The sequence below is a fragment of the Cnuella takakiae genome, assembly GCF_001953305.1.
GTDB lineage: Bacteria > Bacteroidota > Bacteroidia > Chitinophagales > Chitinophagaceae > Flavisolibacter > Flavisolibacter takakiae.
In genome coordinates this window covers 3,520,237-3,544,141 of the sequence record NZ_MTFE01000010.1, presented here as the reverse complement: position 1 = coordinate 3,544,141, position 23,905 = coordinate 3,520,237, and the positions used below count along the sequence as shown (strand labels likewise).

Below are 23,905 nucleotides of genomic sequence, written 5' to 3'. Positions count from 1 at the left end.
GGTGGTAACCTATTGAGGTACTACAGTTTCGGGCTTGCTTACAATTTTGCTCCACAATTGGGTGCTATAAAAGTGTAGCAACGAGTATGCCCGGTACCAATAGCTCAAACGATGATTAAACTGACGAATCAGGCCAGGATGCCTGGTAACCTTTTGCTCCATCCTGAACTTTCTTTGGGTGCCTTCATCCAAAGTTGTCAGGAAGCGATGGTTGGATTTTTGGGTATGCGTGGCTTCCGGTCCAAAACCGATGTTCGAGATTTTGGAGGAAGTAGGATAAACAGTGAAGGAGCCTTGCAAACATTGGTTAACGATCCAGGGAATGGCCCAGGAATCATTTGTTTGGGCTTTTACTTTTTTAATGAGCGGAACCCAATCAGAGCCCATGTCGCGGGCTTTGATCATATCGGAAATGCTTACTGTTTGCAGGATTTGCCAGTTTACAGTGTTCCACCTGTCGGCCCATGTGGCCCATCCCCAGGAAGAGCCTCTTGGATGGAAAAAGACATCCTGTTTAAGTCCTTTTCTTTCAAGTGGGAAGGTGTAACCGGAAATCGAGAATACCTGCGGTACATTCTTGTAAACATCCAGTGCCTGGTTCATATAATCCAGGAAGTTGGGGGTAGTCTCAAGGTCGTCTTCCAACACTATTGCCTGTCCATGTGTTTTGAGTATTTCACTCACACCTTGTTTAACGGAGTTTGCTAAACCTTTGTTGATAGGGGATTTAAAAACAGTTACACTTTTAAAGCCTTCAATCTGATCACAAAAGTTTTGAACAGCTCTTACCTTATCATTGTCGGTAGTGTTTTTGCTGCCATCACAAAAAATGAATAAATCAGTTTGTGAAGCTAGGTAGTTGTTGCGCAGGCATTGCACTGTATGGATTAGGGTATCTAACCTTTTGTAGGTAAATAACACTACCGGTGCAATGGAATTATCCATATTCATGGTCGTTTCTAATTTGTATGGTTATAGGGTACTTGCTATGCTTTTCAGGTTGGTTTCATAGGATTGGGTTTTCAGATTTGGTTTTTCAAAGAGGCCATATTCATTGGTCGTTTTACTAATGCAAACTCTTTTGTTGTTTCAATGGAGTTCAGCACTTGCTCGATCATATTTTCCCAGGTATTAAGCTTATAGTATTGATCCATGTTTGTTCTTACATTTTCCAATTGTTCCTGGTAAAAAGCCGAATCATGGATCATGCGATCAAGCAGTTCAAACAACTCTTTGTTGTTTTGGTAGGCAATACAGGCACCGGTTTCTGCCAGGTCTATAAAGTTGCCAACCCGTGGGCCTAAGATTATTTTATGCGCATTCAATGAGTGGATGAGGGCGCCCGACGAAAAGGTATCCGTTTTCTTATAAGGCAAAACGATAACGCTGCATTTGTTGAACTCTTCCTGTAATTCCTGTGCTGTTAGTCTTGTGTTTTGAATGTGAATATTTGTGCCTGCCGCTTTTTCTTTCAATTGTGCCACGTACTCTGGATTTCCCTTGCCCAAAATTTTTACCGGGAAGTTCGATTCCGATTTTTTGTAATCATTAATGAATGCCTCAAGACCTTTATAGGGCGTGATATTACCCCATATAAGGGCCTGGTGCGTATTCGGATTTGTAATGGAATCCATTTTGATCCGCTCATATCTTGGATGCGGTACAAAAACAACTTTCGACCGCACTTCTTTTAAAACTTCAATTGCATCTTTTGAGTGTACAATTATTTTGTCGGCAATATGCTTGAAAAAGTTCCGGTTCCATTTGCTGAGAAGGGGCTTGCCCTTTGCATGTGACTTCCTGTTATGGCAAATCCAAATGATTTTACCACCTCTTGCTTTTACCAAAAGAACACATAAGTTGAAACAGATGGCCTGCAGCCAGCCGAAACGCAGATGCACAATATCTTCCGGCCAGTTTAGTACCAGCACTTTAGCTTTAAAGGCATATTTCAACAGCTCGGTTGAGCGGCCCATTACTTTGTTGTGCTGATTTAATACATCAGCCTTTTGGGTAAGGTGGTAATAGAAGCTGTTGATGTAGCTGTTGTGGACACGATGGTCTGGCCGGGGGCTAAAGAAAAAGCCCGAACGGTTAGATGTATCGATATGTGCGTTTCGATTAATCATGATTGTTGATTGATTGCTCCGGTACGGCCTAAAGTGAAATCAATGTATCCTTTCATGTGGAACAGCATGTTCTTGATCCTCAGATGCTTTCCATGAAGGGCCAGCTCATGTGCCAGGAACAAAAGTTTTTGACCCGTTGACATGGTGTTGTTAAACACCAGAAATTTATTTCGGGTCATATAATAGGTTTTCAGGTGCGAGATTTTGCGTGTTGTATAGGATACATCATGCTTTACAATCAGATGCGGAGCGTATAAAATGGTATATCCCAACTGGGTAAGCTTAATGGATAAGTCGGCCTCATCATAATACATGAACAAGGCTTCATTAAACAAACCTGCTTTAACCACTTTATGCATGTCAAACAATGCCGCACAGCCGTTAAAAACATCTGTTTCCTGAACGCGGCCATGTTGCTTTTTCACCATGCCGTCCATCACAACTTTACCTTTGCTGTATTGGATGGTTGCACCCTCATACCATGGACGGCCATCCATATGGGTAATGCGGGGTGAAATACAAGCTGCATTGGCATGCTGCTGCAGCAAGCTTACCAAATTTCCAACCAGCCCTCCAGGGCAGTAAGCATCTGGATTGAGTAAAAAGAAGTACGGAAAGTTTTGTTGTTCCACCCATTCGGAACGGAGCACAAAGTTAATACCTCCGGTAAAACCAAGATTGGAAGCAGAGCGGAACAATTGTACCCGGTCATCGTCTAAACTTTTTAGCTTGTTCCAGCTGGCGTCGGTTGAGGAATTGTCAAGGATGGCAATCGACAAGGCGCCATCTTCTTCCTGCAGTGATTTCAAAACACCAGGAAGCAGATCCTCTGCTTTGTAATTGATGATGATGACTAATACTTGGGGCATGGTTACTATTGGGCTTCTGTTTCGTTGGTTAGGTTGACTATTATAATTTATATGGCCATAGGAATCATATTGTTGGTGAACGCTTCATGTTGCCTGATCCTCATCTTTTGGCTTTCCTTTTCTTCTGCTATGGACTTGTCCATCAGGTACATGATACAACAGATGTAAACAATACCTTCAGGGCTGGTGAAACCTTCATTAATGATCAGCAGGATGGCCGGGTAATAAAAGAAGATTTTTAAATACCGGTTGTCCTGGCTTTTGATTTTTATAAGGATTCCTTTTAACAAAAAGGAGAGCACAAGGACAACGTACAAAATGCCATACTGATTGAATGCTCCAATGATGCCTACATCTGACCGGTAAAGACCTTTTACCTTGGCATACATGGTCAATTCGTTCAGGTAGTTGGTGTCACTCGCGGCCATACCGTTTCCCAGCCATTTGGCCCAAGGTGATTGTGGCCAGTAATCGAACAGGAAGAAACGGGCAGAAACGTACCGAATATCCTCATCATTGGTGGTGATCTGCCTGTTGGTTAGTTCAATCAATTCACTAAACAGGATTTCTTTCAATCCATACGCCAGCATCACGATACCTCCCATCACTATCAGGTTACGCCACCGGGTGTTTCCCTTAAGCAGCAGTACCACGATGAACATACATGCAAATGCTGCCACTGCATTTTGTCTGGTGCCATAATAGTATATCCCAGCAAGGCCTATAAAAGTCCACAGTGCATGCTTTACTTTGCTGGTTATTGCGTACTTATGAAAGTGGTACATCAGCAGAAAGATGCCCAATGCTGATCCGGGAATCATATACCGGTATACACCGGCCCGAACAAAGCTTTTCTGAGCTTCACTGCGTAGATAAAACCAATAGTGCGGATATGTAAATTGTTGAACGATCGTCAGCAATGCCCACACTGCGCCAGCAAACAATAAAATCTTTACCAGGTCCTCTTTCTTAATTCTTAAAGCATGCAATGAAAAATAAGTAAGCCAGAATAAAATGTTCCTGTTGGCATATAGGGATTCTGGAATGGTTTGGTAATGGTAAAGAGCAGCGCCTATCATGCTGGGCAGCGGTACAATCAAAAACAGGAGTGCGTATGATTTAAATTGTAAACCCTGGCGCATAAACACGCCAGACCGGCTTGCCACGATCAATAGCAGGCAGCAGGTCATTGCCAGATTCAAGAAGTTATCCATGAATGGAGTAATCTTCTCAAATGCATACAGACTGGTGCTTACCAAAACCAAAAGGGTGGTAATGGCTATGCCAATATGTTGATTGTTCAATTTAAGCGTCATACAAACTATGTTTCAAGGGGCGGTTGCGAGTAAGGGTATTTTGCAGCGTGTTGCTTTTTATACATCTTATACTCCAGGTAATTTTCTGTTGGTTCCAGACTGTTGTCCGTTATTTTGAACCGCTCTAAAAATGAAATGTACTCGTAATAAATGTCGGTAAACTTCATGTCTTTGCAGGTGTCCAGTACGGTATACCTGCCAGGGCGCATTTTTAGAGAGGTTTCAAAAATGGTCTCTAACTGCTGCTCAATTTGCGGATCAATCTGGTGAAAAGCCAAGGGAATCTTCAGTTCCTGGGCATAGTTGATACACTTGGTGTCGAGTCTTTTTTGCAGGTATAAGCAAAAGATGCTGATAGATCCAACCTGGAAACCATGTAGTGTATTAGTTGAAAGATCGTGGTAGTCAATAGCATGGCTGATCAGGTGTTCACTTCCGCTACATGGCCTGCTGGTGCCTGCCAGCGCCATGGCTAAGCCTGAGTTGATCTGGCAATACACAACCTGTTTCAAGAAGTTGCGGTTTCGTATGTCTTTTGTTTCATGATGTACCAAGCCAAATGCTGCACTACGGGCCAGCATATAAGCCAGGTCATTTATTTTTTCGCCAGTGGTAGCTGCGGATAGCACCCAGTCGTTGGTAGCAGAAATGTTGGACAAAATGTCGCCGGCTGCTGCCTGTAAAAACTTTGTTGGCGCCTTTTGAATGATGTCGACATCCACAACTATTCCAAAAGGCATTTTGCCTGGGCAGCTTACTGTTTTACCTGCTTCATCTTTGATAACAGCAATAGGAGAAACGATGCCGTCATTTGAAATAATGGTAGGAACCAAAAGGTTTTCAACGTTGGCTAAAAGGCTGGCTCTTTTTACAACATCCAGCACAGTTCCGCCACCAACACCAATAAGCAGATCAACGTTGTTGAGCAGGCAATATGCTCTTAATTCTTCAACGGTTGCATTATCGTTGCTGCCTACAATAAAATGGTTGCCATCCAGGACTTCCAATATGGTCATTGCATAACGGAACGATTGCTCGACTCCGGAGGCAACAAGTATGTTCTTGAACTCAAACCCATTCCGCTTAAGGAACAAGGGAACCTGGCCAATGATGTTTTCATTCACCTGGAAGATTGCAGGAAAAGGAACAGTTTGATTGTACAAGGTCAAAGGTTTTTGATTTGATTAATCAGTTCCGAAGTACTCACTCCCTGGGTGTAGGGGAGTAGTACAAGCGATACCTCGTTTTCTGCGAGGTACTCTTCCGTTACCCTGATCTGTTTCAGGTAACTTGATCTTTCCCAGTCGTTGCCATGAACAATGGCGTCAATTCCATACTGTTCCAGGTACGCTTTATTGTCAAAATCCTTGATGATAAAAGCATCGTCTACGTACTTGCAGGCTTCTATAATAGCAAGCCGGTCCTGTTCATTAAAGAAAGGCTTTCGCTTATAACGGCTCACCATTTCATCTCCGTTAACAGCAACAATCAATCGTTGTCCTAAGGCTTTGGCATTTTTCAGCAGTTCCAGGTGTCCCCTATGAAACAGGTCGAATACACCAATCACATAAACATTACGGAACTCTGGTTGTGAAGTAGTTTCAGGGTGTGCATTCTGGGTTGTTGATCCAGTCTCGCGTGAACTAATTGTTTCGATGGGTATGGTGTTAATTCGGTCCATTTATCTCCAAGTTTAGTTGCCTTTTATCAGGCCCGGTTTGGTTCTTTACCTAATGCTACTTTCATGTTTTCCCGCATTCTTATGTGTAATAAGTAATGGCGGAGCAGCAGTACTTTCATTTTTTCAACGGTACTCAAACCGTTGGCCTTCCTGATTATAAACCCTATATCACCTTTGCGGGGCAAAAAGGTTTTCATAACTGAAATGAGCTGCTTGTTCAATGTGGTCCGACCCTTTTCCCGCACTCCCTGGCCACCACCAACACGTTTTTCTTTAATAACCAATTCGTCAAAGCTGCGTGCCGGATGTTCTACTATAACATTGGGTACGTAGGCAATGGTACAGCCCTTACGGTGCACTTGTTGGCCCCAGAGCAGGTCGCCTAGAGAGAGCTGGTTTTCATCGAAATAACCATAAGTGTCGAAAACCGAACGGTAAGTAATCAGGTTGGCAGTTACACTTGCACCATTTGCTTTTACATGCATTTCCTGGCGGAAAGCATAAAGCGAGTTGTATAACTCAGCAGTGGTGGGTGTTTTGCCTTTATAAAATATTTTGATCTGCCCAGCTACCCGCATGCAGTCTGAGTGCGTCAATAAATAGTTAACCGCATTTTGTACCCAGTCATTGTGCGGAATACAGTCTGAATCGGTAAAGGCTATGATACTTCCTTTTGTTTCCTGCAAGGCTCTGTTTCTCGCAGCATATGATCCAGGCTTTGCTACGTCAATGATCCTTGCATTGGGTAAAAGCTTAAAGGATGCTGGCGGCTGATCCTTGGGATCGTTGTTGACGATGAAGATTTCTAAAAGTTCGGCAGGGTATGTTTGCCTTTCCAGAGCTTGCTGGCAAATGGCCATACGATCCCAATCCCTGAAAGTTGGAACGATGATGCTAACAAAAGGTAGATTGGTGATTGTAGTAGGTTTCATAATGGTTGAGAGTGAGTGCAGAAACTGAATGCTGGGAGCGGGGCTTTGCTAACCCACTAGCTTTCTTTTTGTGCGGCTGAGCCAACGACGGACGAAAAAGGCAGGGTAAGGCTTCAATTCAAGTTCTGCCATATTCTCGGCATAAATATCTGGCATCTTCTCACGGATGGTCAGCAGGTAACCTAACAGATGTCTATTGAAACGTGTTCTTGTAGCACCTTCCCACTTTCCGGTTTTTTGCAAATGGCGCCTGATGTCTTTACGCAGGTTGATATAATTCAGCGTAACCTGCCGCACCTTAGCCTGGTTGCCCGACATGTGTACCGATTCCATGCGAAGGAATATGGTAGTATGATATCCGGGGCTGAAACTGATCTTTCCCCCGCTTTTGATTATTCTGAAAAGCAATTCATACTCCTGTGAGGAAGTTTGTGTTTCTTTCCAACCACCTGCTTTTACAACGGCTTCGCGTTGGAACAAACAGCTGCTGGTACGGCCCAGGCTTGTCGTGATCAGGCCTACCCAAATATTGGTATCATAATAGGTGAGTCGCTTTTGGGTCTGTACGCCATCAACCTCTTTCACCTGGTAAGCATTGCCAACGATAACGGCAGGTTGTTGCTGTTTGACTAAGTTTACCTGCTCGCCAATTTTCTCAGCAGTTATTTCATCATCCGAATCCAGAAATTGAATATACCGGCCCCTGGCATTATGAAGCCCCATATTTCTGGCTGCAGGGGCTCCTTTGATTGGCTGCTGCAACACCTTAATCTTTTCCGGGTATTGCGCTTTATATTGATTTAAAATTTCGATGGTGTTATCTGTCGAGCCATTATCTACCAGCAACAATTCCCAATTGGTGTATTCCTGTGCCAGCACACCATTGATTGCTCTCCTGATAAAGGCTGCACTGTTGTAGCAGGGGATCACTACCGAAACCATTATGTTGTCCTGCGATTGTTCCATTTTCATCCACGTTTATTTACTTGGGTAATGAGCTACCGGGGCAATTAAAGTCCCTGTAATTCAATCATACGCTTGAACTTTGAAGATTGCTTTACCATCGAGGTGAAATCACCTGATTCGATAATTGATCCCTGTTCAAGCAGGTAGATCCGGTCAACATTACGGATAGTGGATAGCCGGTGTGCGATTACAACCATGGTATATTTACCATGCAGCTTTTCAATGTTCTCCTGAATGGCTAATTCAGTTTCAGAGTCTAATGCGGAAGTGGCTTCATCCAAAATAAGCAGCTCGGCTTTTTTGTACAGCTCTCTGGCGATTGAAATTCTTTGCTTCTGACCACCTGAAATGAGAATACCGTTGTCACCCAATCGGGAATTTTCTTTTCCGGGAAGTTTGTCGATGAAATCAGTCAGGGAAGCCAATTCAACAATCTGCCAGAACCGGGTTTCATTTTCAGGAGTACGCTCATCCCAGAAGGTGATGTTGTTGTAAATATCATCGTTGAAAATAACAGGCTCCTGGGAAATATAACCCACCTTACCCCTGTAGGTATCCAGGTTGAAAGCAGATATAGGTTTGCCATCCAGCAAAACTTTGCCTTCATCGGGCTTGATCAAACCAATGATAATGTTAGCTAAGGTTGTTTTGCCGGAACCACTTTCACCAACCAACGCAACGGTGTTGTTTTTGGGGATGTTAATGGTTGCTTTGTTAAGCACCCGATGATCGGAATAGGAAACACAAACATCAACCAGGGATATTTTCTCGTTTATTCCTGAAAACGTTTCAGTACCCACAATTTCTGCCTTTTCCTTCATCAATTCCGCAATCTGCGAAACGCTTTTCAGTGAACCTGAACTTTGGAGGAAATTCTGCCAGTTTTGTTGCATCTGGATCAAGTAGTTCAATGCGCGGTAAAACAAGATCAGGCTGAGAATAATGGAGCCTAGCTGACCGCCCATGAGGTTGATCTGGAGGTAAATAACAAGGGCTACCATCATTACTACCATTGGTTCCCTAAGGCCTGTAGTAACCGCATTGTAATGGGAGATTTTATTGTTCAGCGCTTCTGTCTGATCAATTACCTTGTCCAGTTTGCGGGAGTATGGCTTGATGTAGTTGGTTGCCTTCAGATATTTAAAATGGTGAACCGCCTGGATCATAAAAGAGTTGAAGCTTGTTCCTCTTTTAGAAACTTCGTAGGAAGCGTTCTTCATTTTTTTGTATACACTGCTATACAACAGGTTTGTGCCGCCACCGCAAATTGCCAGGAGAATGGCAAACTGGTAGTTGGCCAGCATTGCAAATGCTACATAAGTAATGAGCATGAAGAAAGCCTGGCTGTATGTAAGGAAGTTGCGGACAGCTCCGGACATCCTTTGTACTTCTGCAATAAAGCTGTTTTGGATCAGGCCTGCATCTAGTTCAGTAAAACCTCTGTAAGAAAGGTTTTCCAATCCTTTTACCAGTTGATGCCGAACTTTTTTCATGAAGTATTGCACCACGCTTGCCTGGTACTTCATTTCCAAAAGTTTGAAGGCGCCTTTAATCGCAAACAAGATGGTGAGTGTTACCAATACGGTATCCAAGGTTATGGAGAAGCCGAGGCGATTGATAGCGTCCGTAATGTAATGCAGCTGGCCCATGGATTTCTGGGAAGCATTACCATCATTTGATACCGATTGGAGCAGGGGCATGAACATCGAAAGACCAAGTCCATCGAGCACACTTACGCAAATACTCAGAAAAATTGACACTAAAAGTCTTCTCCCTACAACGCTGTAGTAAAATCGAAAATATCCAAGTAGATTTTCCTGTTTGTATATCATTTATGGGTGTGGTGTATTTCGTACGGTTTGATGCATTTTGTTAGGCTAAGGTTGTGCTGAGGTTTAGTTCCTCGGCACTGATCGGTTCGGGTATTGTTTCTGTTGCTTCTGCTTCTAAAACAAAACCCAAAGAGGGCAAACTTAGCTTGACCTTCTGACCCCAGGCTCCGGGAGCGCTTTCCTCAGGATCTACGTTTATGATTCTCACTATTTCCCCGATACTTACTGCCGACTTGATCAATGTTACACTTTGGTGCTCTGCAGTAAAACGCTTTATCATTTCAATTTCAATATCACGGATAGTAGCGGGTTTGCCGTGCCAGTAAAAAAAGCTAAGTACGCCATCTAAGCTTCTAATTAAAGGCAATTTGTCTTCTGTAGTTTTTACAAAAACACAGGCTTCAAAAAGCGGTTGGTATACCGGCTTTCTTCGCTCTGAATAAGTGGAGGGAACCAAAACTTTGTTCAGGGGTAAATAACATTCCATTCTTCTTTTCTGAAATGATTCTGCCACTTTCTTTTCCCAGCAGGGTCTGGTGTAAACTGCATACCATTGTGCCATAGCTACTCAATTTAGATTTGTTGACAGCAATCAGTTTTCAGTCTTGGTGTCGGACAACCCAAATTGTTTGGGTTTTTGTTGTCGAAAAATTCCTTTTTAAAGTTTGACTGTTTATCAAACTGTTTTGTTCGCGGCTTTTTCTTTGCCTGCTTTTTTATACACGTACTCATACCCAAATCCATATCCATATCCAAAGCTGCTCTTGAGGAAACCGCGTTTTTTAACGCCGTTGAAAACAATCGCCATGCTTTTCAGGCCTTTAATTTTATTGTTTTCGTCAAGGATTTTGACGATGGCTTTTGGTGTATGACCATGCCGTACTACAAACAAGGTGCGGTCACAAAATTCGGAAAGAACATAGGCGTCTGTTACAGGATCTACAGGTGAAGTATCCACGATTACATAATCGTATAGCTTTTCCAGTTTGCCGAAAAGCTCTGGCAGCTTGCCATTCAACAGCAACTCGGTGGGGTTTTCATCTGTGAAACCAGCAGCAAGAACATTTAAGTTATCGTGGCCGCCAGGATAAATAACTTCTTCCAGGCTTACCTCGTTATGCAGGTAGTTAGCCAATCCTGCCTTTTGGTACAAGTTGAAAGTGCTGGATGTTTTCGGGCCCCGTATGTCTGCATCAACCAGTATTACCTTCTTACCTGATAAGGCAAGGCTCATGGCAAGGTTATCTGCGATAAAGCTTTTGCCTTCACCCGGAATGCTGGAGGTAACCAGTAACTTTTTGCGGGTAACGACCCTGCCATACAGGCCCATCGCGGCACGCAAATGCCTGAATTGTTCAGATATATACACCTTGTCAGGCTGGTTTACAACAATACCTGCATTTCCTTTTACACTGATGATCTCGGCAACAATAGGAAGCTGGGTATATTTTTCAATATCCTGGCGGAACAGGATCTTTCCGGAAAGGATTTCCTTGGCCAGCACTACAAAGATGCCAATGGCAAAAGCTATAATTAACCCGGCTAAATAACCAATGGTTTTGTTGGGGCTAACCGGGCTGAAGGATGAAGCTGCAACATCAATGATCTTGCCGTCCGGTGTAGCAGAAGAAGAGGAGAGGGCTGTCTCTTCACGCTTCTGCAACAGGAATGCGTAAACGTTGTTTTTAATTACCTGCTGGCGGCTGATTTCAAGCAATTCACGCTCCTGGCTAGGTAATGACCTCAGCATGGAGTTGTACATACCATTTGTACGAGCCAAATCGCCTTTGCTGGCTTGTAAGCTTGCCTTTTGGTTGCGCACATTGTCCAAAATTGCAGGTCTCAGCCGGTCAATTTCATTTTGTGTGGCAACTACCTGAGGACTGTTTTCGCCCATGGTTTGGCGCAGTTTAATCTGGTTGGCTTCAGCTTCAGCCAGCCGTTCAACCAGGCTTGTCAGTCCGCGGTCATTTAAGCCTAAAGTGGCAGGAGCAACACCGTCTTTGTTGTTTCTGGAAGTAACATAGCGTTCGATCTGATCCAGTGTGGACACTTGCATGTTGATGGAAGTGGCTTGGCGCTCATTGTCACTTACCGTGCGCAAAAATTCCTTTCCCTGCTCGCTGATATCTACAATCCCTTTTTGCGATTTGTATTGTTGGATGGTTCTTTCAATTGAGTCCAAATCCTTGGCTACAAAAGTCAGTCTCTTTTCGATGGTAGCTAAAGTGTTTGCCGCCAGTGCGTCTTTCTCAGAAAGCCCATTGATGGTGTAAACATTCATCAGTTCGTTGAGCACATCTTTTGCACGATAAGCCGACTCATCCTGGAAATACAGCGTGAGAACAGTGGAAGACTTAGGATTGGGCGGAATGGAAACCCTGTTTGCATAACTGGACGCCAGGCTTTCAGGATTATATAAAAACAACTTCAAAGCACCTTGCGGAGCTGCATTGGCTTTATCATTTTTGGTAAACTTGAGGACCCCAAATGGCGTAGTTACAAACTTGTTCATAGGATAGCTTTTGCCATCTACGGTAACAACATTTGTAGTTGCATTTACGGAAAGGTCAATTTCTTCCGTACGTTTAAGATCAGCCGGGTTTTGGGCTATCACCTTTACGGGTGATGTATTGTAGGCAGAGCGAAGGCCCCACTGGGTTTCCTCTTTGATTTCGGTGTAAAGGTTAAGATTGGAAATCACCTTTTCCATCAGGCCCTTGGAGGATAAAACTACAATTTCGTTTTCCACTACCTTGTTAGATTGGTAGAAGTCAAGCGATTCCTCCATTTTGGATTCATTAACGCCTCTTTTCTCGTCCTTGATCATCATCGTAGAGTAGGCACTGTACACCGGCGGAGTGTACTTCAGATATAAATAAGAAGCTACACCGCTTATGATCGCCAGAATGATGAATAAAGGCCAATAAGGAGCAAACCTAAATTGTAATATACTCAGGATATTCTCTTCCTGGGGTTCTTGGGTATGTTTAGGGGCTGACATCAGGTTTTTGGTTTATGGTTGGGTTAATTCCAGTTTCGGAGCAACAAGACGGTTAATGAAAGAGCACTAAAAGCAGTTGGTAACCAAAGACGTGCAAAACTGTCATTTGAAATTCTTGCTTTATTAGGTCGTACATATATAACATCGTTGTGCTTCAAATTGAAATAAGGCGATTCAAAGATTTCTCTTGAGTTCAGGTTCAATACCTTAAATTTCCTTACTCCATTGTCTTCCCTGATTATCAGAACGTTTGAACGGTCTGCAAAAAGGGTTAAATCATTGGCGAAGCCTATAGCCTCCAAAATGTTGATTTTTTCAGCTGGAACGGTTACAACGGTAGGATTCTTTACTTCTCCTAAAACGGTAACTCTAAAGTTGATGATCCGTACATTGACTACCGGATCAAGTAAAAGTTTACGGTCGGTCAGGCTTTTTCGAATCATATTTTCTACCTGTACCTTGGTTTGGCCGGCTACTACAATACTTCCTAAAACCGGAAATTGGATGGAGCCATCTTCATTTACCAGGTAACCACCAGGTATAGAATTACTGCCGCTCCCTGCCAATACTGCCGGGGCATTGTAAACTTCACTGGCTTCAGCACTTAAGCTTCGAACATTAATACTGAGCAGATCGTTTTTTTGAATTCTTGCTGCGTTATCAAAGCTGGGAATCTTAGTCTCCAAATCCTGATTAATATCAAAATAGATGGCCTTCCGAAAACTGTTGCATGACGCAAAAAAGGGTAGGATAAGAAAAAAGAACCAATACGAAGTTTTCATTATTGCTATTTCTTGTGAACAAAGAAGAATAGGCTTGGATAATAATGATAATTCGTAGGAATTCGGAAGTGGAAATGGTTTTGGGTTCGTTTAGAGAACAAATTAGAAAAAATTATTTAAAGCTTGGCAGCTATTATTAAATTTTTGCTAACGAGTTCAAACGAAATGCAATATTAAGGAATGCTGCTTAAACAAATATCCTGAAATTGAAATATTTACGGATGGTGTTTGTAGCAATTCTTGTATTTACCCTTTTATTATAAATTACGTGCCAGATTAACAAATTGTCAATTAATGTGGACAAATAGTAGTTTACACAACATCGATCCTTTAGCGGAAGATTTTAGCAGAAAATAATCCTTGCTTAAAAATCATGACTATAAACTTCAAAAGTTGATTTAATATGAGTAAAGGGTGAAAAAGAAAAGAGGCGCATTTCGCGCCTCTTTTCTTTTTTATTCCACCACCAGTTTGGTTAACTGTGGAGCTTTCCCCTCAGGTATGGCCTTGAGGAAGTAAAAGCCTTTTTTAAGTTGTAAATGTTCAATACTAGTATTGATCACACTTCCACCAGCCATTACTCGGGTTACAAGTAAGGGATGAATATTTCCTGAGACATCTACAATCTGCAGGGTAACATTGCCTTCGTAGGCCGCAGGCAAGAGCACCTTCAGTTGGTTTTTTACCGGGTTTGGATAAACCCTGATTAGCTCAGAGGAGAGAAGTGCCTCGTTGCCATCGGGCAACAAACCTATTTGGGTGGTTTGGTTATTGGTCAGCGGAGCATCTGAAGGATCAAAGCGGTACACTTCTATACCACAAACCATGGGTCTGTTGGCAGTAGCGTTGAAGTTGATACTCAACTTTCCGTCCACAACACTTACTCCTGAAACCTGCTTCACCAAAGCTGCCGCGGAACCTACCTCAGCCGCAACGTCGAGGTTGACCAGGCTGTTTTTGCCCTCCACAGCGATGGTCATTACCCTGGACCCTGGGCCTCCATTCAGTCCAGAACCGGGAAGTCCCCAGTAAATTTCTGCGAAATGCAATCTTACATGGTAGGTGCCATTGGGAACCGGGATTTCATACCTGAAAGGTTTGCGGTCGGCATTGGATGATTGCTCAATCAGGTAAACAGAGTCATCATCGGTGGCCTGAACCGCTTTGAGGCTTGCATTGGAATAAGGCTCCAGGTTATCAAAAGCAAAGGGTGTGTCGGCAGACCATACTTTGCCATTGACGTTCATAGCCCTGCTTGAACCGCTTTTGATCCGGTTTACAACAGTGGCTTTGATATTGGAATTGGTACCAATGCCATACAGCGGAACCCGCAGGGGAGAAGCCGTATTGTTATAATATACCAGGAGGTCGGCAGTTTTCAGCCCTTGGGTAGAAGGATTGAAACTAACGGTAATGGAGGCCGTATCCTGAGCAGCAATGCTGGTTTTAGAAAGCCTCACCGCATTAAACTCACTTTTGTTTTCACCCACAATGGTAAACCCTTTCAGGACTATTGCTGGATCTTTTACCCCTGAACTGTAAACAGTCCCGGTGTTTTTAAGGGTTAGCTTGAACGTAGCCTGCGTCATCGTGGTTTGGCTGCCAAAATCTACAGCAGATGGCGTACCTGCCACAAGCGAGGCATTAGCCGGTCCATTTTCGGGGCGAATATTACTTACAATATACAGGTTGTCATTGTAATCGAAATTGGTGTACGTAGTACCAAGGTAGTCATTAGCTACCAGGTAGGTGTTGGGGATCACCTGGCCATCAGCATCTATAGCCACCCATACGCGTATTCCAATCTTTCTGCCTGGATTCAGCAGCGTATCAGTAAAATCTTTTCCGCCAACTTTGAACCCAAAAGCCTTTGTTGGACTGAAGTTTCCTTCAGCCGGATTGCTGGGCAGACTTCTCCGGGGCAACAACGATTGTGCATCTGCCGGTATATGGGCGAACAAGCTGGTAACCGTACTCGAGGCGCCTTTGTTGTACCACCTGATGGTTTCCTGCTGATCACAACAGCCATGGTAAGATCCAAGTTGCCTTACATAAACGGGCTTTGTTGTATCCACCCGAACATAATAAGAGGAGATAACTTCATCGCCCTTGGGTTTGGAAGGAGCGCCCAGGTCAGGATCTTTTCCGGAAAAGCCCACCTTGGAAGTATAGCCAAAAGCATTGATCATGGTTTGCACATTTGGCTCTCGTACATCCTCAGCTTCTTTTTGCCACAGCCCACGAAGGGTAAGCTGTTTGCTGGGCGATTGATCATCATTGGACTCAATAGTCAGGTAATCAGTAGTCAAAGCATAGCGTGCCGTGGTGGAAACATTGGATGCCACATATTGAACACGCAGGTCGGTTGAACTTCCCGGGTTCAACAAAAGGGGCAAAGAACTGGAGTCAAAGGTTTTGCCTCCGAAGCTCAGTACCTTCCAATTTGTCAGATTGGAAAAGTTCAGTTTATTGATAACCAGGGTTCCGATCCCTTTATTGTGGATCCTGATCCTGGCAGTATCATGGTTGGCATTATACCTGAAAGGCGCTGCCGTATCCCTCGTCCAGGGTACCTGAACCCGGCTGGTGACATAAAAATCATTGCTTGGGAAACGGTCCCTGTTTTCAACAAACAACCCATTATTATATGGTGCAGCCGTATTGATGATGAGTTGAGGTTTAAACTGGGCATTTTCCCTGCTGTTGAAAGCAAATGTCCGGTTAATCAGTGCCAGGTCGGACAACAGGAAGGAGGCGACTTTATCCTGCTGCCATTCGGCCTTCACGAAATCGGTAACATCAATTTCGAAGTATTTGGCAACCGGGCTCACGCCAGTGATGCGGCCAATAGGAGCTGTGGGCGTAGTAGGAGCGTTGTTCCAGGTAATGGAAGTTTCACTCCAGCCATCTGCTTCAATACCCATTACCGACAGGTCCGTTGGTGTTGTGCCTTCCGTAACCCTGCCATAGATGCGGAGCTTGGCCGAGGTAACAGTGCTGGCGCTGCCAAGTTGGAAACGCAAATAAGCATTCCTGCTGAACCCTGTGGAAGAGGTAGACGTGGAAGTCTTTACTACCAAAGAGGTGTCCTTCCCATAGTTGATATTGGAAGAGGTACCATTGCGTACGAAAGCATCGGCCTCTGGTTCAAGGGTAACAATACCCCTGTTTACATTGGCTGCCGGGCGCACATTGCTTACAATGAACATAAAGTCCTGGAAGTCGAATCCGGAAATGTGCTCTTCGAAAGTCACCAGGTATTTATTAGGTACAACCTCCTTGTTTTCTTTATAAGGGTACACCCGCACATGGTGTGGAATGGCACCCGAAAAAGTATTAAGTACATCCTGGCTATACACATGCCGGTTGGCAAAGGCTGGCCAACGGGTGTAAAAGCCGAAAATGTTATTTGCCGGATCAAAGGTCCTGCTGCCTGCAATTACCGGGTTTACTGTCTGACCATTGTTGGTGGGGCTGTTTGAAACGGTAACCAGCTCTGTACGGCTGGTACTGTCATTTTCTTTATACCAACCCATTCCTAATACAGGATTTGTGGTGGTAGGACCAAATACTGCCAGCGGCTGTATGGTAACACTGCCTTCGCCTGCTTTTTCAAACAGGGGAACAGCTACTTCTTCACCCAGCAAGGGTGCCGACTGTAGCGAGGTCACACTGTTGATAACATTGGTTGCTGGCGCGTCATCACCGGCAAGTATAGGAATTTGGTACAAGTCGAGGATGGCTTGGAGCGAAGGCTCATTGGTGCCACCCAATCCCGAAGTGCCAATTGACCGGAGGTTTACTGCGGCAGCCACCCCGGCCGAGTCAACAGTACGGATGCGGATTTGACCTGTTTTCAATCCTGTCGAGGTCGGGTTGAATGCCACTTTTACCACCAGTGAGTCGCCCTGTTTGATGTCAACAGGAAACACCGGCAAACCATTCAGAACATACTGATCTGAATGGGTGCCTTCCACACCAATGCTTGCAAGCCTTACGGGGGCAGTACCTGTGTTTTTGATGGTCACATTGCGCAATGTTCCCATTGAGCCGCCGGATACATCATTATCCAGAATACGCGCAGGGTTTACGGTAATAACACCACCGGGACCGGGCGGAACTGCAGTATCCAGCGTTCCGGCACGCAAGAGGGTAATGGTGCCATCGCCGCCATACTCAGAAACATAGATATTACCCGAAACGGTATCTTCTGTTATATCCAGCGGATCAATAAACCCGGTAAAGCCGCCAATATTGGCACCTTCGGTAAATCCAACAATATCAAAGTTGGAAGTGCCGGGGGTCAGTGCGATGATGTCATCTTTTTGACTGTACCGAACCACCAGCAATTTGCCTTTCAGCGCTCCGTTAAATCGGCTGCTTTTATATTCTATGGCACCATTGGGCGATTTATTGGTGCTAAAGTCAAATGCAAAACCCTGGTAGTTGGCGTCGGGTAAGGTTCCTTCGGGGTAATCGTCTACCTGGGCGGCATCGATACCATTGGTAGGATTGCCGCCATTCAATACATACTCTCCCCGCTTAGGATTGGGGTGGCCATAATAACCACCTTTTTTCACCCGGAACAGGTAATCGTTCTGGCTTTGTTGCACATTGGTAAGCTCCGGAATAGCCGGCCCGCTGTAAGGTGCGCCGTTGGGGCGAATGGTTCCGGCTACCGATGCAGGCGTATTGCCACCCGCTGCCGATCCATTGGTTGGTACATACAGTTCCCCATTTGAATGCCATACCAAGTCGTAGGCATTGCGGAGACCGGACGCATAAAGGGTAAGCGGAGCATCAACTGCATTGGGGTCGTATGAACCTGTGTCGCGGATGGTGCGAACATCAAGGGGCAGGTTGGTAGAAAGCTTAGAAAGGTCTAAGCGAAGAACTGCACCCGAGAAGTAAGCCTCATTCCGGTCGTTCCATGTTCTATCAGCCCTGCCCATGGCGCTAAGGCTTCCCTGTGTAATATAAAGCGCGCCATCGGGGCCAAACGCAAGACTGTTTGTCAGGTGATCTTTAGAGGAACGGGGTAAGCCCTTAATCAAAGGTTCCACGTTTTCCAGCTTAGGCCCACTGAGCCGGCTGATCTGGCCATCCCAGTTGGGAGCATTCAAAAACGTATAGCTGCTGTGCGTCACATAAGCTATAAGGTTGGATGCGGTGGCTTTAGGATCAAAGGTAAATCCAATCAAAAGACGGGATTGCGGTGCAACAGGACCTGTGCTATCAGGATCCTGCAGGGAATAAATTATTTCCTGGTTGCCCAATGTGCCATCAGGGTTGATGGTAAAGCGTTTGATCAGGCCATCAATGGTGGTTGCATAAAGTTTACCATCAGGGCCTTTCTGGAGGCTGGAATGTTTGCCTACTATTTCAGGCATCTTTACCTGGGTAAAGCTCACATTGCTGATTTCACCGGTCGGTACATTGGTAGTGGTGAAATTGCTGCTGTACGGAACGAAAGATGCACCGGTAAGGTCCTTTACATTACTGGTTATGGTAAACTCATATTGGGTATTGAGTTTCAGCGCAACAGTTGGAACAAGCGTAATGGCATCTCCGCCACCGGTACCATTTACATTGGCCTGTACGATTGCACCCGACGGTAGTTCCCGTAAATAAACATTATCAGGTGTAATGGTTTTATTATCGATACCACCATTGGGCAGTCGCAATATGCTGGTGGAAATTGAAGATGTTTCGCTGATGAAGGAAGCCCCGCTTTCCGGGTTCACCCGCACAACCCAAGGCCTTGCAACCATGGAGGGTTTGATGGTGATAAAATTCACTTTCGTGTTTTTTCCACCACTTGCGTCCATGGTAATTTTTCCATCCGACACCGATACCGTTAAGGTAGCGGACGCAAACTTTTGGGATGCTGTCGGAACAAATTCTGTAATTGCAGGAATGCCTTCTACCCTTATGCTGTGGCGGCTGTCGGTAAAATCATTGTCGCCTACCGAAACGGTAACATCATAGGTGCCGTTTGCCAGTTTGGCTTCCCATATACCCTCGATTTTAACCCCGGTGAAAGAGGTTGTAATCTGGTTTGCCTGCATATGCATAAAAGTAGCCAGGGTGGTATCCGCTTGACTTTTCCGTACCCGGCCATTTCCTACCAGGCTTACTGGAGTCTTGTCACTCATTTTGATCCAGCCATAAGTAAAGCCGCTGCCCTGGTTGGCAAGGGTTCTTGGGCCATATGCCTGTCCAAAGTCAGAGAGCCATCCTCGGGGTGTACGGGTTGCAGAATCCTGGAAGTTAACAAGCAGGGTAGCCATATCTTCTCCAGCCCTTGCCCTTACATTAAGGAAAATAACTACGGTACCAGGATGGTATCCTGTAGCAGTGGCGGTGAGGGTTGCCTTGTATGCACCTACCGATAGATTGTTGGTGTTGATATCGAAGGAGATTTCCGAACCTGCTGTATAATCGAGGTTGTTCAGCACACTTCCATTTACCTTAAGCCAGGTAGGTGTCTGGCCCTTGTCATCCACTGCATTCAATTGTACACTTACCGGCTTATTATCGGTAGTGGCAATGTATTCCAGAATGGCAGAGGATTTATTCTGTTCCAATTCAGCTACTTGCGAAGCTTGCTGAAACAATATGGAACCATTGGTAGTAGAAATGCTGCCATCAGTTTCAATCAATAATTGGGGCGGATTGGTGCCACGTTCCCTGCTATGGAAGGCCAGCATTTTATTCTGGCGTGCAGTATCCAGCAAAAGGAGCGAAATCATATTGCCGCCTGCAGCGCGTTGTTTTACAAATTCAGTTACATCAAGTTCATAGTAATTACTTGTGTTGGTAATAACGGCTGTATTTTCTGTACTTGATGGAATAACAGGGGCGTTATTCCAGGTGATCTTGTTTTCCTCCCAGGTGTCGTTGGTTATACCTTTAACATTGACACGTGTGTTCCCGGTATTATCCTGGTTCTTACCATAAATCCTCAACTTGGCCCTTACAATATTTGGGTTGTTAAGCGGCGCAAACTTGAGATAAGACCTGCGGGTATAACCTGCAGCAGTAGAAGTATTTGTTTTGGCAAATAGCGTTGTGTCCAACCCATAGTTGTTGTTGGCGGCGGTTCCATCACGAACGTAGGCATCTGCAATCGGTGCTACCGTATCGAGATTGTTTTCAACTGCCAGGTCGCCCTGGTAAGTAGTGGAGGTAAAAGAACCACCAGAATAGTACAGGCTCCTGCCAATAAATCCAGCAACACCAGAGAAACGGGCAGCTGGCATTGGATTCAAATTAGTCCAGGTGTTGGTAGCCGGGTCATACATGGAGACCATATTGGTTACTCCAGAATTATGCACGGTTTCACCGCCCAATACAATGATTTTATTGTTTACCACCACCACGGAAGATGTGATATGGCCCCGTCCTGTAGCACCAGCTGGCACTGGCAGGTCGGCCATTTTTTCCCATGTATCCGTATTAGGGTTATACCGATGTACATCCTTTTGCGCCACCAATTGTGCGTCATGTTCATGCTGGCCGCCAATGTAATAAATCAGGCCATTCACAACTGCGGACCCGCCATGGTGCCTGGGGTTGGGCAGGGGTGCCAATTCCTTCCACTCCGTTTCCTGGTTGGCTAGGTTCAATACATAATGGCTTCCGAGGTCTTCCGTGCGGGCAGCATTGGTGCCCCCAATATAATGGAGCTTGCCATCAACGTATTCCATTTGACCGGCAGCCAGGTTAAACGGTAAAGAAGGTAGCTGTGTATAGGTGTTGGATGCCACATTATAGCGGTATACCTGGTTGGTGCCAAAGGTCTGGCCGGTGCCGGCAGCATTGGAAGTATAACCACCTGCAATGAAAATATTGGTACCATCGGTAGTAATGCCTGCATGGGTCACACCCCCGAAATCAGTTCCGTTGGGTGTGAATGGCAGATCAGCGATCGGCGTCCAGGTATTCAGCCGGGCATCAAATACATATGCCCGCTTTGTTGGCGTAAAAGTAGACTTACGGCTATCGAAGCCGCCAAAGGAAAAAAGTCTTCCATTTACTACTTTAGCCTGTGCTTCGTTCACCGAAAAAGGCTGTGCCGCAATAGTGTTCCATCTTACCATATCGAAGGCGGGCGTCTGGCTCCAGCCTTGCATGTTGCCAATGAGGCTTATGGTAATGACCAGCAGTGATTGCAGAAAAGAAGTTTTGGTTATAATCCCCGCTCTATTTTTAATGGTTGAAAAAATAGGCAAGGAGAATTTTGACGAAAACATAGTCAAGGGGTGTTATTATGATTAACTATTGGTTTGAGTGGGATCTCGGTGGATGTTGGATTGCTTTCTTTGCTCAAATCTGTCATGGTGATGATGGTACATCTTACCCGAATCAGGACCGGCCAGTTCATTTCTTAGGAATATTGGATCTGCACTTGCAGCAAAAGGGGAGGAGTTTCTGGAGAATATTGGGTAGCTGTTATCTGTCTGTTGATCCAATTAGTCTTACATGGAAATAATTCCTACTATTAAGATAAAAATTACTTTTGAGAAAGTGGAGAAAAAGCTAGACCTGAACTACTTAGGAGAAAATCGCTTTATCTGGTCCTGAATTGTTTCTGCGCATTTCCGCTTATGTTCAAAAATTAATTTGTTTCCTCTTCCATCAAAAAAGAAGCCAGTAAAGCATTTACCGGAATTGGAAAACAATTCAATAAAAAATAAAGCTGATTTTTCCTGCATTTCCTGAGGCTACAATCGCTGCTTTTTTGATTGAAAGCGACAAATCATTTTAAGCTTGCCAATGACTTATAACCAAAAAAAATTCGAAGAAGCAAAAGGGCATTACGGTAGGTCACTCTTTTTCTCCTGCTGCTATAACAGGTAATTTTTTCTCAATTTTTGTTTTGCAAAACTCATACCCGGTGTTCAAGCAAGAATTGTAAACCGCTATTGTTTTAGCAGCTGTTTCAAACCAGTTATATTTTCTGCAGTTTGCAATACCATCCTGTACCAGTTGTTGCTGTTTGTTATGGTCCGTTACCAAAGCATGGATATCTTTTGCAATAAGTTCTGGATCCTTCGCGCTGATGAATAATGCTGCTTCGCCTGCAACTTCCCGAAAGGTTTCAATTGCCGAACAAATCACTGGTATGCCAAACGCTTGTGCCTCCAAAACAGGCAGTCCAAATCCTTCGTATTCGGATAATAGCAGTACAAAGTCTGCTTTTTTGTATATATCAGCCAGGGTGCTGGATGGATCAAAACCAATGATCTTTATTCGATCTCTTTCAGGTGAAGCTGCTATTCGTTTTTGAATATTGTTGTAGGTATCGGCATCCTGAATATTGCCCCTGAGATTCAAATAAGCATCCATCTGGGTTGCCGATCGCAGCGACTCGAAAACTGCTATTGTCCGTTCGTGTCCTTTGTGGGGATGGAAGGCTGCAATGGTAAAGAACTGGACAGGTTTAGTGGATATCTTTTCAGGTTCCGTGTTCACTTTCGCAGGCATCGTTGCCAACTCAGTAACAAAAACCCTGTTTGGTTCACCGGCAAATTGCGATATAGCTTCGTTCCTGATGGCTTGGCTTGGGGTTAGTACAGCCTTGCTATGTTGGAGTGCATAGCTTTTGGTTTTAAAAAAATATTTATTCCGCAACCTGTCCATAAAACCAGCACCCTGATTCCGGCCAGTCCGCTCATAAAATTCTGCCATGAAATCGTGGAGCGTGCAAACAACAGGTGTTTTAGAAGCGAATGGAATTTCCGGGGTCAGGCGATGGAGCAGGTCAATACGCCACTTTTTACAAAGGTTGGGAAGTGTAAAATGGAGGTATTTCATTCTGTTAGGCAACTTGCGGGTGTCGCAGTCTACCTTTATTACCTCCATATTATTTAAGAGCAGGTCAAAAGCTTCGTTGACAAAACAGTAAAACTTGATGGAAGTTTGCTCCGCAGCGTGTTGGTTCAGATTCAGCAGCAATTGTTTGGTGTAGGTCCAGATGCCACCACCACTGCCTCCGTGTCCCGCGTAAAGGGTTACCGTATCAATAGCCACATGTTTCATTTTCCTTGGAGTGCTGTAGGTTAGTATAATAGATAACAGTCCTGAAATCAGGTTGGTAATCCAAGGAATAGGTTAGAGTTGTGCTTAATTAATAGCACTGGCGTTTTACAGGATCAGGTGGATAGGAGCTAAAAAAAGGTTGAGATATTTTCTAGCTATATACAAAGTAAAGTAATTTATGAATAGCGAAAGCAAGCAGGACTATAGTAATCCCTGATAATTTGTTCGGATGGTTTTCTGGAACACAGGTATTTGCAAAGTTTGCCAAAGGCTGAAAGCCCTATTTTTTGATGGTTATTCTTATTGATTTACCTGGAAATGTTAATAGTAAAAAAGAAAAAGACCTTCAC

At 44.5% G+C, this 23,905-nt stretch carries 14 protein-coding genes; all 14 read right to left on the bottom strand.

Annotated features, from left to right (window positions below; translation table 11 throughout):
- Window positions 1-9: 9 nt before the first annotated feature.
- Window positions 10-945 (bottom strand): glycosyltransferase, encoded by a 936-nt coding sequence (locus tag BUE76_RS15460; RefSeq protein ID WP_073041454.1) that lies wholly within the window; start codon window positions 943-945, stop codon window positions 10-12.
- A 77-nt stretch (window positions 946-1,022) separates the two neighbouring features.
- Window positions 1,023-1,955 (bottom strand): glycosyltransferase, encoded by a 933-nt coding sequence (locus tag BUE76_RS15455; RefSeq protein ID WP_143157242.1) that lies wholly within the window; start codon window positions 1,953-1,955, stop codon window positions 1,023-1,025.
- 170 nt (window positions 1,956-2,125) lie between these two features.
- Entirely contained in the window at window positions 2,126-2,998 is an 873-nt protein-coding gene (locus BUE76_RS15450; protein WP_073041450.1) for a glycosyltransferase family 2 protein, read from the bottom strand.
- Between the two features lie 47 nt (window positions 2,999-3,045).
- Complete coding sequence (locus tag BUE76_RS24240) at window positions 3,046-3,678, bottom strand: hypothetical protein (protein ID WP_143157241.1); 633 nt, start codon at window positions 3,676-3,678, stop codon at window positions 3,046-3,048.
- Window positions 3,679-4,319: 641 nt separating this feature from the next.
- Window positions 4,320-5,477, bottom strand: a complete 1,158-nt coding sequence (locus BUE76_RS15440; protein WP_073041446.1) for an iron-containing alcohol dehydrogenase family protein — start codon at window positions 5,475-5,477, stop codon at window positions 4,320-4,322.
- A gap of 2 nt (window positions 5,478-5,479) precedes the next feature.
- The gene (locus BUE76_RS15435; RefSeq protein WP_083596417.1) at window positions 5,480-5,995 is read right to left on the bottom strand and encodes an adenylyltransferase/cytidyltransferase family protein; all 516 of its coding nucleotides are present in this window, start codon (window positions 5,993-5,995) and stop codon (window positions 5,480-5,482) included.
- 26 nt (window positions 5,996-6,021) lie between these two features.
- Entirely contained in the window at window positions 6,022-6,927 is a 906-nt protein-coding gene (locus tag BUE76_RS15430; protein WP_073041442.1) for a glycosyltransferase, read from the bottom strand.
- 48 nt (window positions 6,928-6,975) lie between these two features.
- Window positions 6,976-7,899, bottom strand: coding sequence for a glycosyltransferase family 2 protein (locus BUE76_RS15425; RefSeq protein ID WP_073041440.1), 924 nt, complete (start codon window positions 7,897-7,899; stop codon window positions 6,976-6,978).
- A gap of 38 nt (window positions 7,900-7,937) precedes the next feature.
- A complete protein-coding gene (locus BUE76_RS15420; RefSeq protein WP_073041438.1) occupies window positions 7,938-9,725 on the bottom strand; it encodes an ABC transporter ATP-binding protein in 1,788 nt (595 codons plus the stop codon).
- Between the two features lie 40 nt (window positions 9,726-9,765).
- Window positions 9,766-10,287, bottom strand: a complete 522-nt coding sequence (locus tag BUE76_RS15415) for a transcription termination/antitermination NusG family protein (protein WP_073041436.1) — start codon at window positions 10,285-10,287, stop codon at window positions 9,766-9,768.
- A gap of 114 nt (window positions 10,288-10,401) precedes the next feature.
- Entirely contained in the window at window positions 10,402-12,729 is a 2,328-nt protein-coding gene (locus tag BUE76_RS15410; RefSeq protein WP_073041434.1) for a GumC family protein, read from the bottom strand.
- 23 nt (window positions 12,730-12,752) lie between these two features.
- Window positions 12,753-13,511 (bottom strand): polysaccharide biosynthesis/export family protein, encoded by a 759-nt coding sequence (locus tag BUE76_RS15405; protein WP_073041432.1) that lies wholly within the window; start codon window positions 13,509-13,511, stop codon window positions 12,753-12,755.
- Between the two features lie 455 nt (window positions 13,512-13,966).
- Entirely contained in the window at window positions 13,967-21,646 is a 7,680-nt protein-coding gene (locus BUE76_RS24235; RefSeq protein ID WP_158069982.1) for a CBM96 family carbohydrate-binding protein, read from the bottom strand.
- A gap of 694 nt (window positions 21,647-22,340) precedes the next feature.
- On the bottom strand, window positions 22,341-23,546 hold the full coding sequence (locus BUE76_RS15370; protein ID WP_158069981.1) for a glycosyltransferase family 4 protein: 1,206 nt from the start codon (window positions 23,544-23,546) through the stop codon (window positions 22,341-22,343).
- Window positions 23,547-23,905: the final 359 nt, after the last annotated feature.

Bases quoted from the DNA above. Each gene is read 5' to 3' on its own strand.
- BUE76_RS15435 (WP_083596417.1), bottom strand. From the start codon at position 5,995: ATGGACCGAATTAACACCATACCCATCGAAACAATTAGTTCACGCGAG.
- BUE76_RS15425 (WP_073041440.1), bottom strand. From the start codon at position 7,899: ATGAAAATGGAACAATCGCAGGACAACATAATGGTTTCGGTAGTGATC.
- BUE76_RS15450 (WP_073041450.1), bottom strand. From the start codon at position 2,998: ATGCCCCAAGTATTAGTCATCATCATCAATTACAAAGCAGAGGATCTG.
- BUE76_RS24235 (WP_158069982.1), bottom strand. From the start codon at position 21,646: ATGCAAGGCTGGAGCCAGACGCCCGCCTTCGATATGGTAAGATGGAAC.
- BUE76_RS15405 (WP_073041432.1), bottom strand. From the start codon at position 13,511: ATGAAAACTTCGTATTGGTTCTTTTTTCTTATCCTACCCTTTTTTGCG.
- BUE76_RS15460 (WP_073041454.1), bottom strand. From the start codon at position 945: ATGGATAATTCCATTGCACCGGTAGTGTTATTTACCTACAAAAGGTTA.
- BUE76_RS15415 (WP_073041436.1), bottom strand. From the start codon at position 10,287: ATGGCACAATGGTATGCAGTTTACACCAGACCCTGCTGGGAAAAGAAA.
- BUE76_RS15430 (WP_073041442.1), bottom strand. From the start codon at position 6,927: ATGAAACCTACTACAATCACCAATCTACCTTTTGTTAGCATCATCGTT.
- BUE76_RS15420 (WP_073041438.1), bottom strand. From the start codon at position 9,725: ATGATATACAAACAGGAAAATCTACTTGGATATTTTCGATTTTACTAC.
- BUE76_RS15410 (WP_073041434.1), bottom strand. From the start codon at position 12,729: ATGTCAGCCCCTAAACATACCCAAGAACCCCAGGAAGAGAATATCCTG.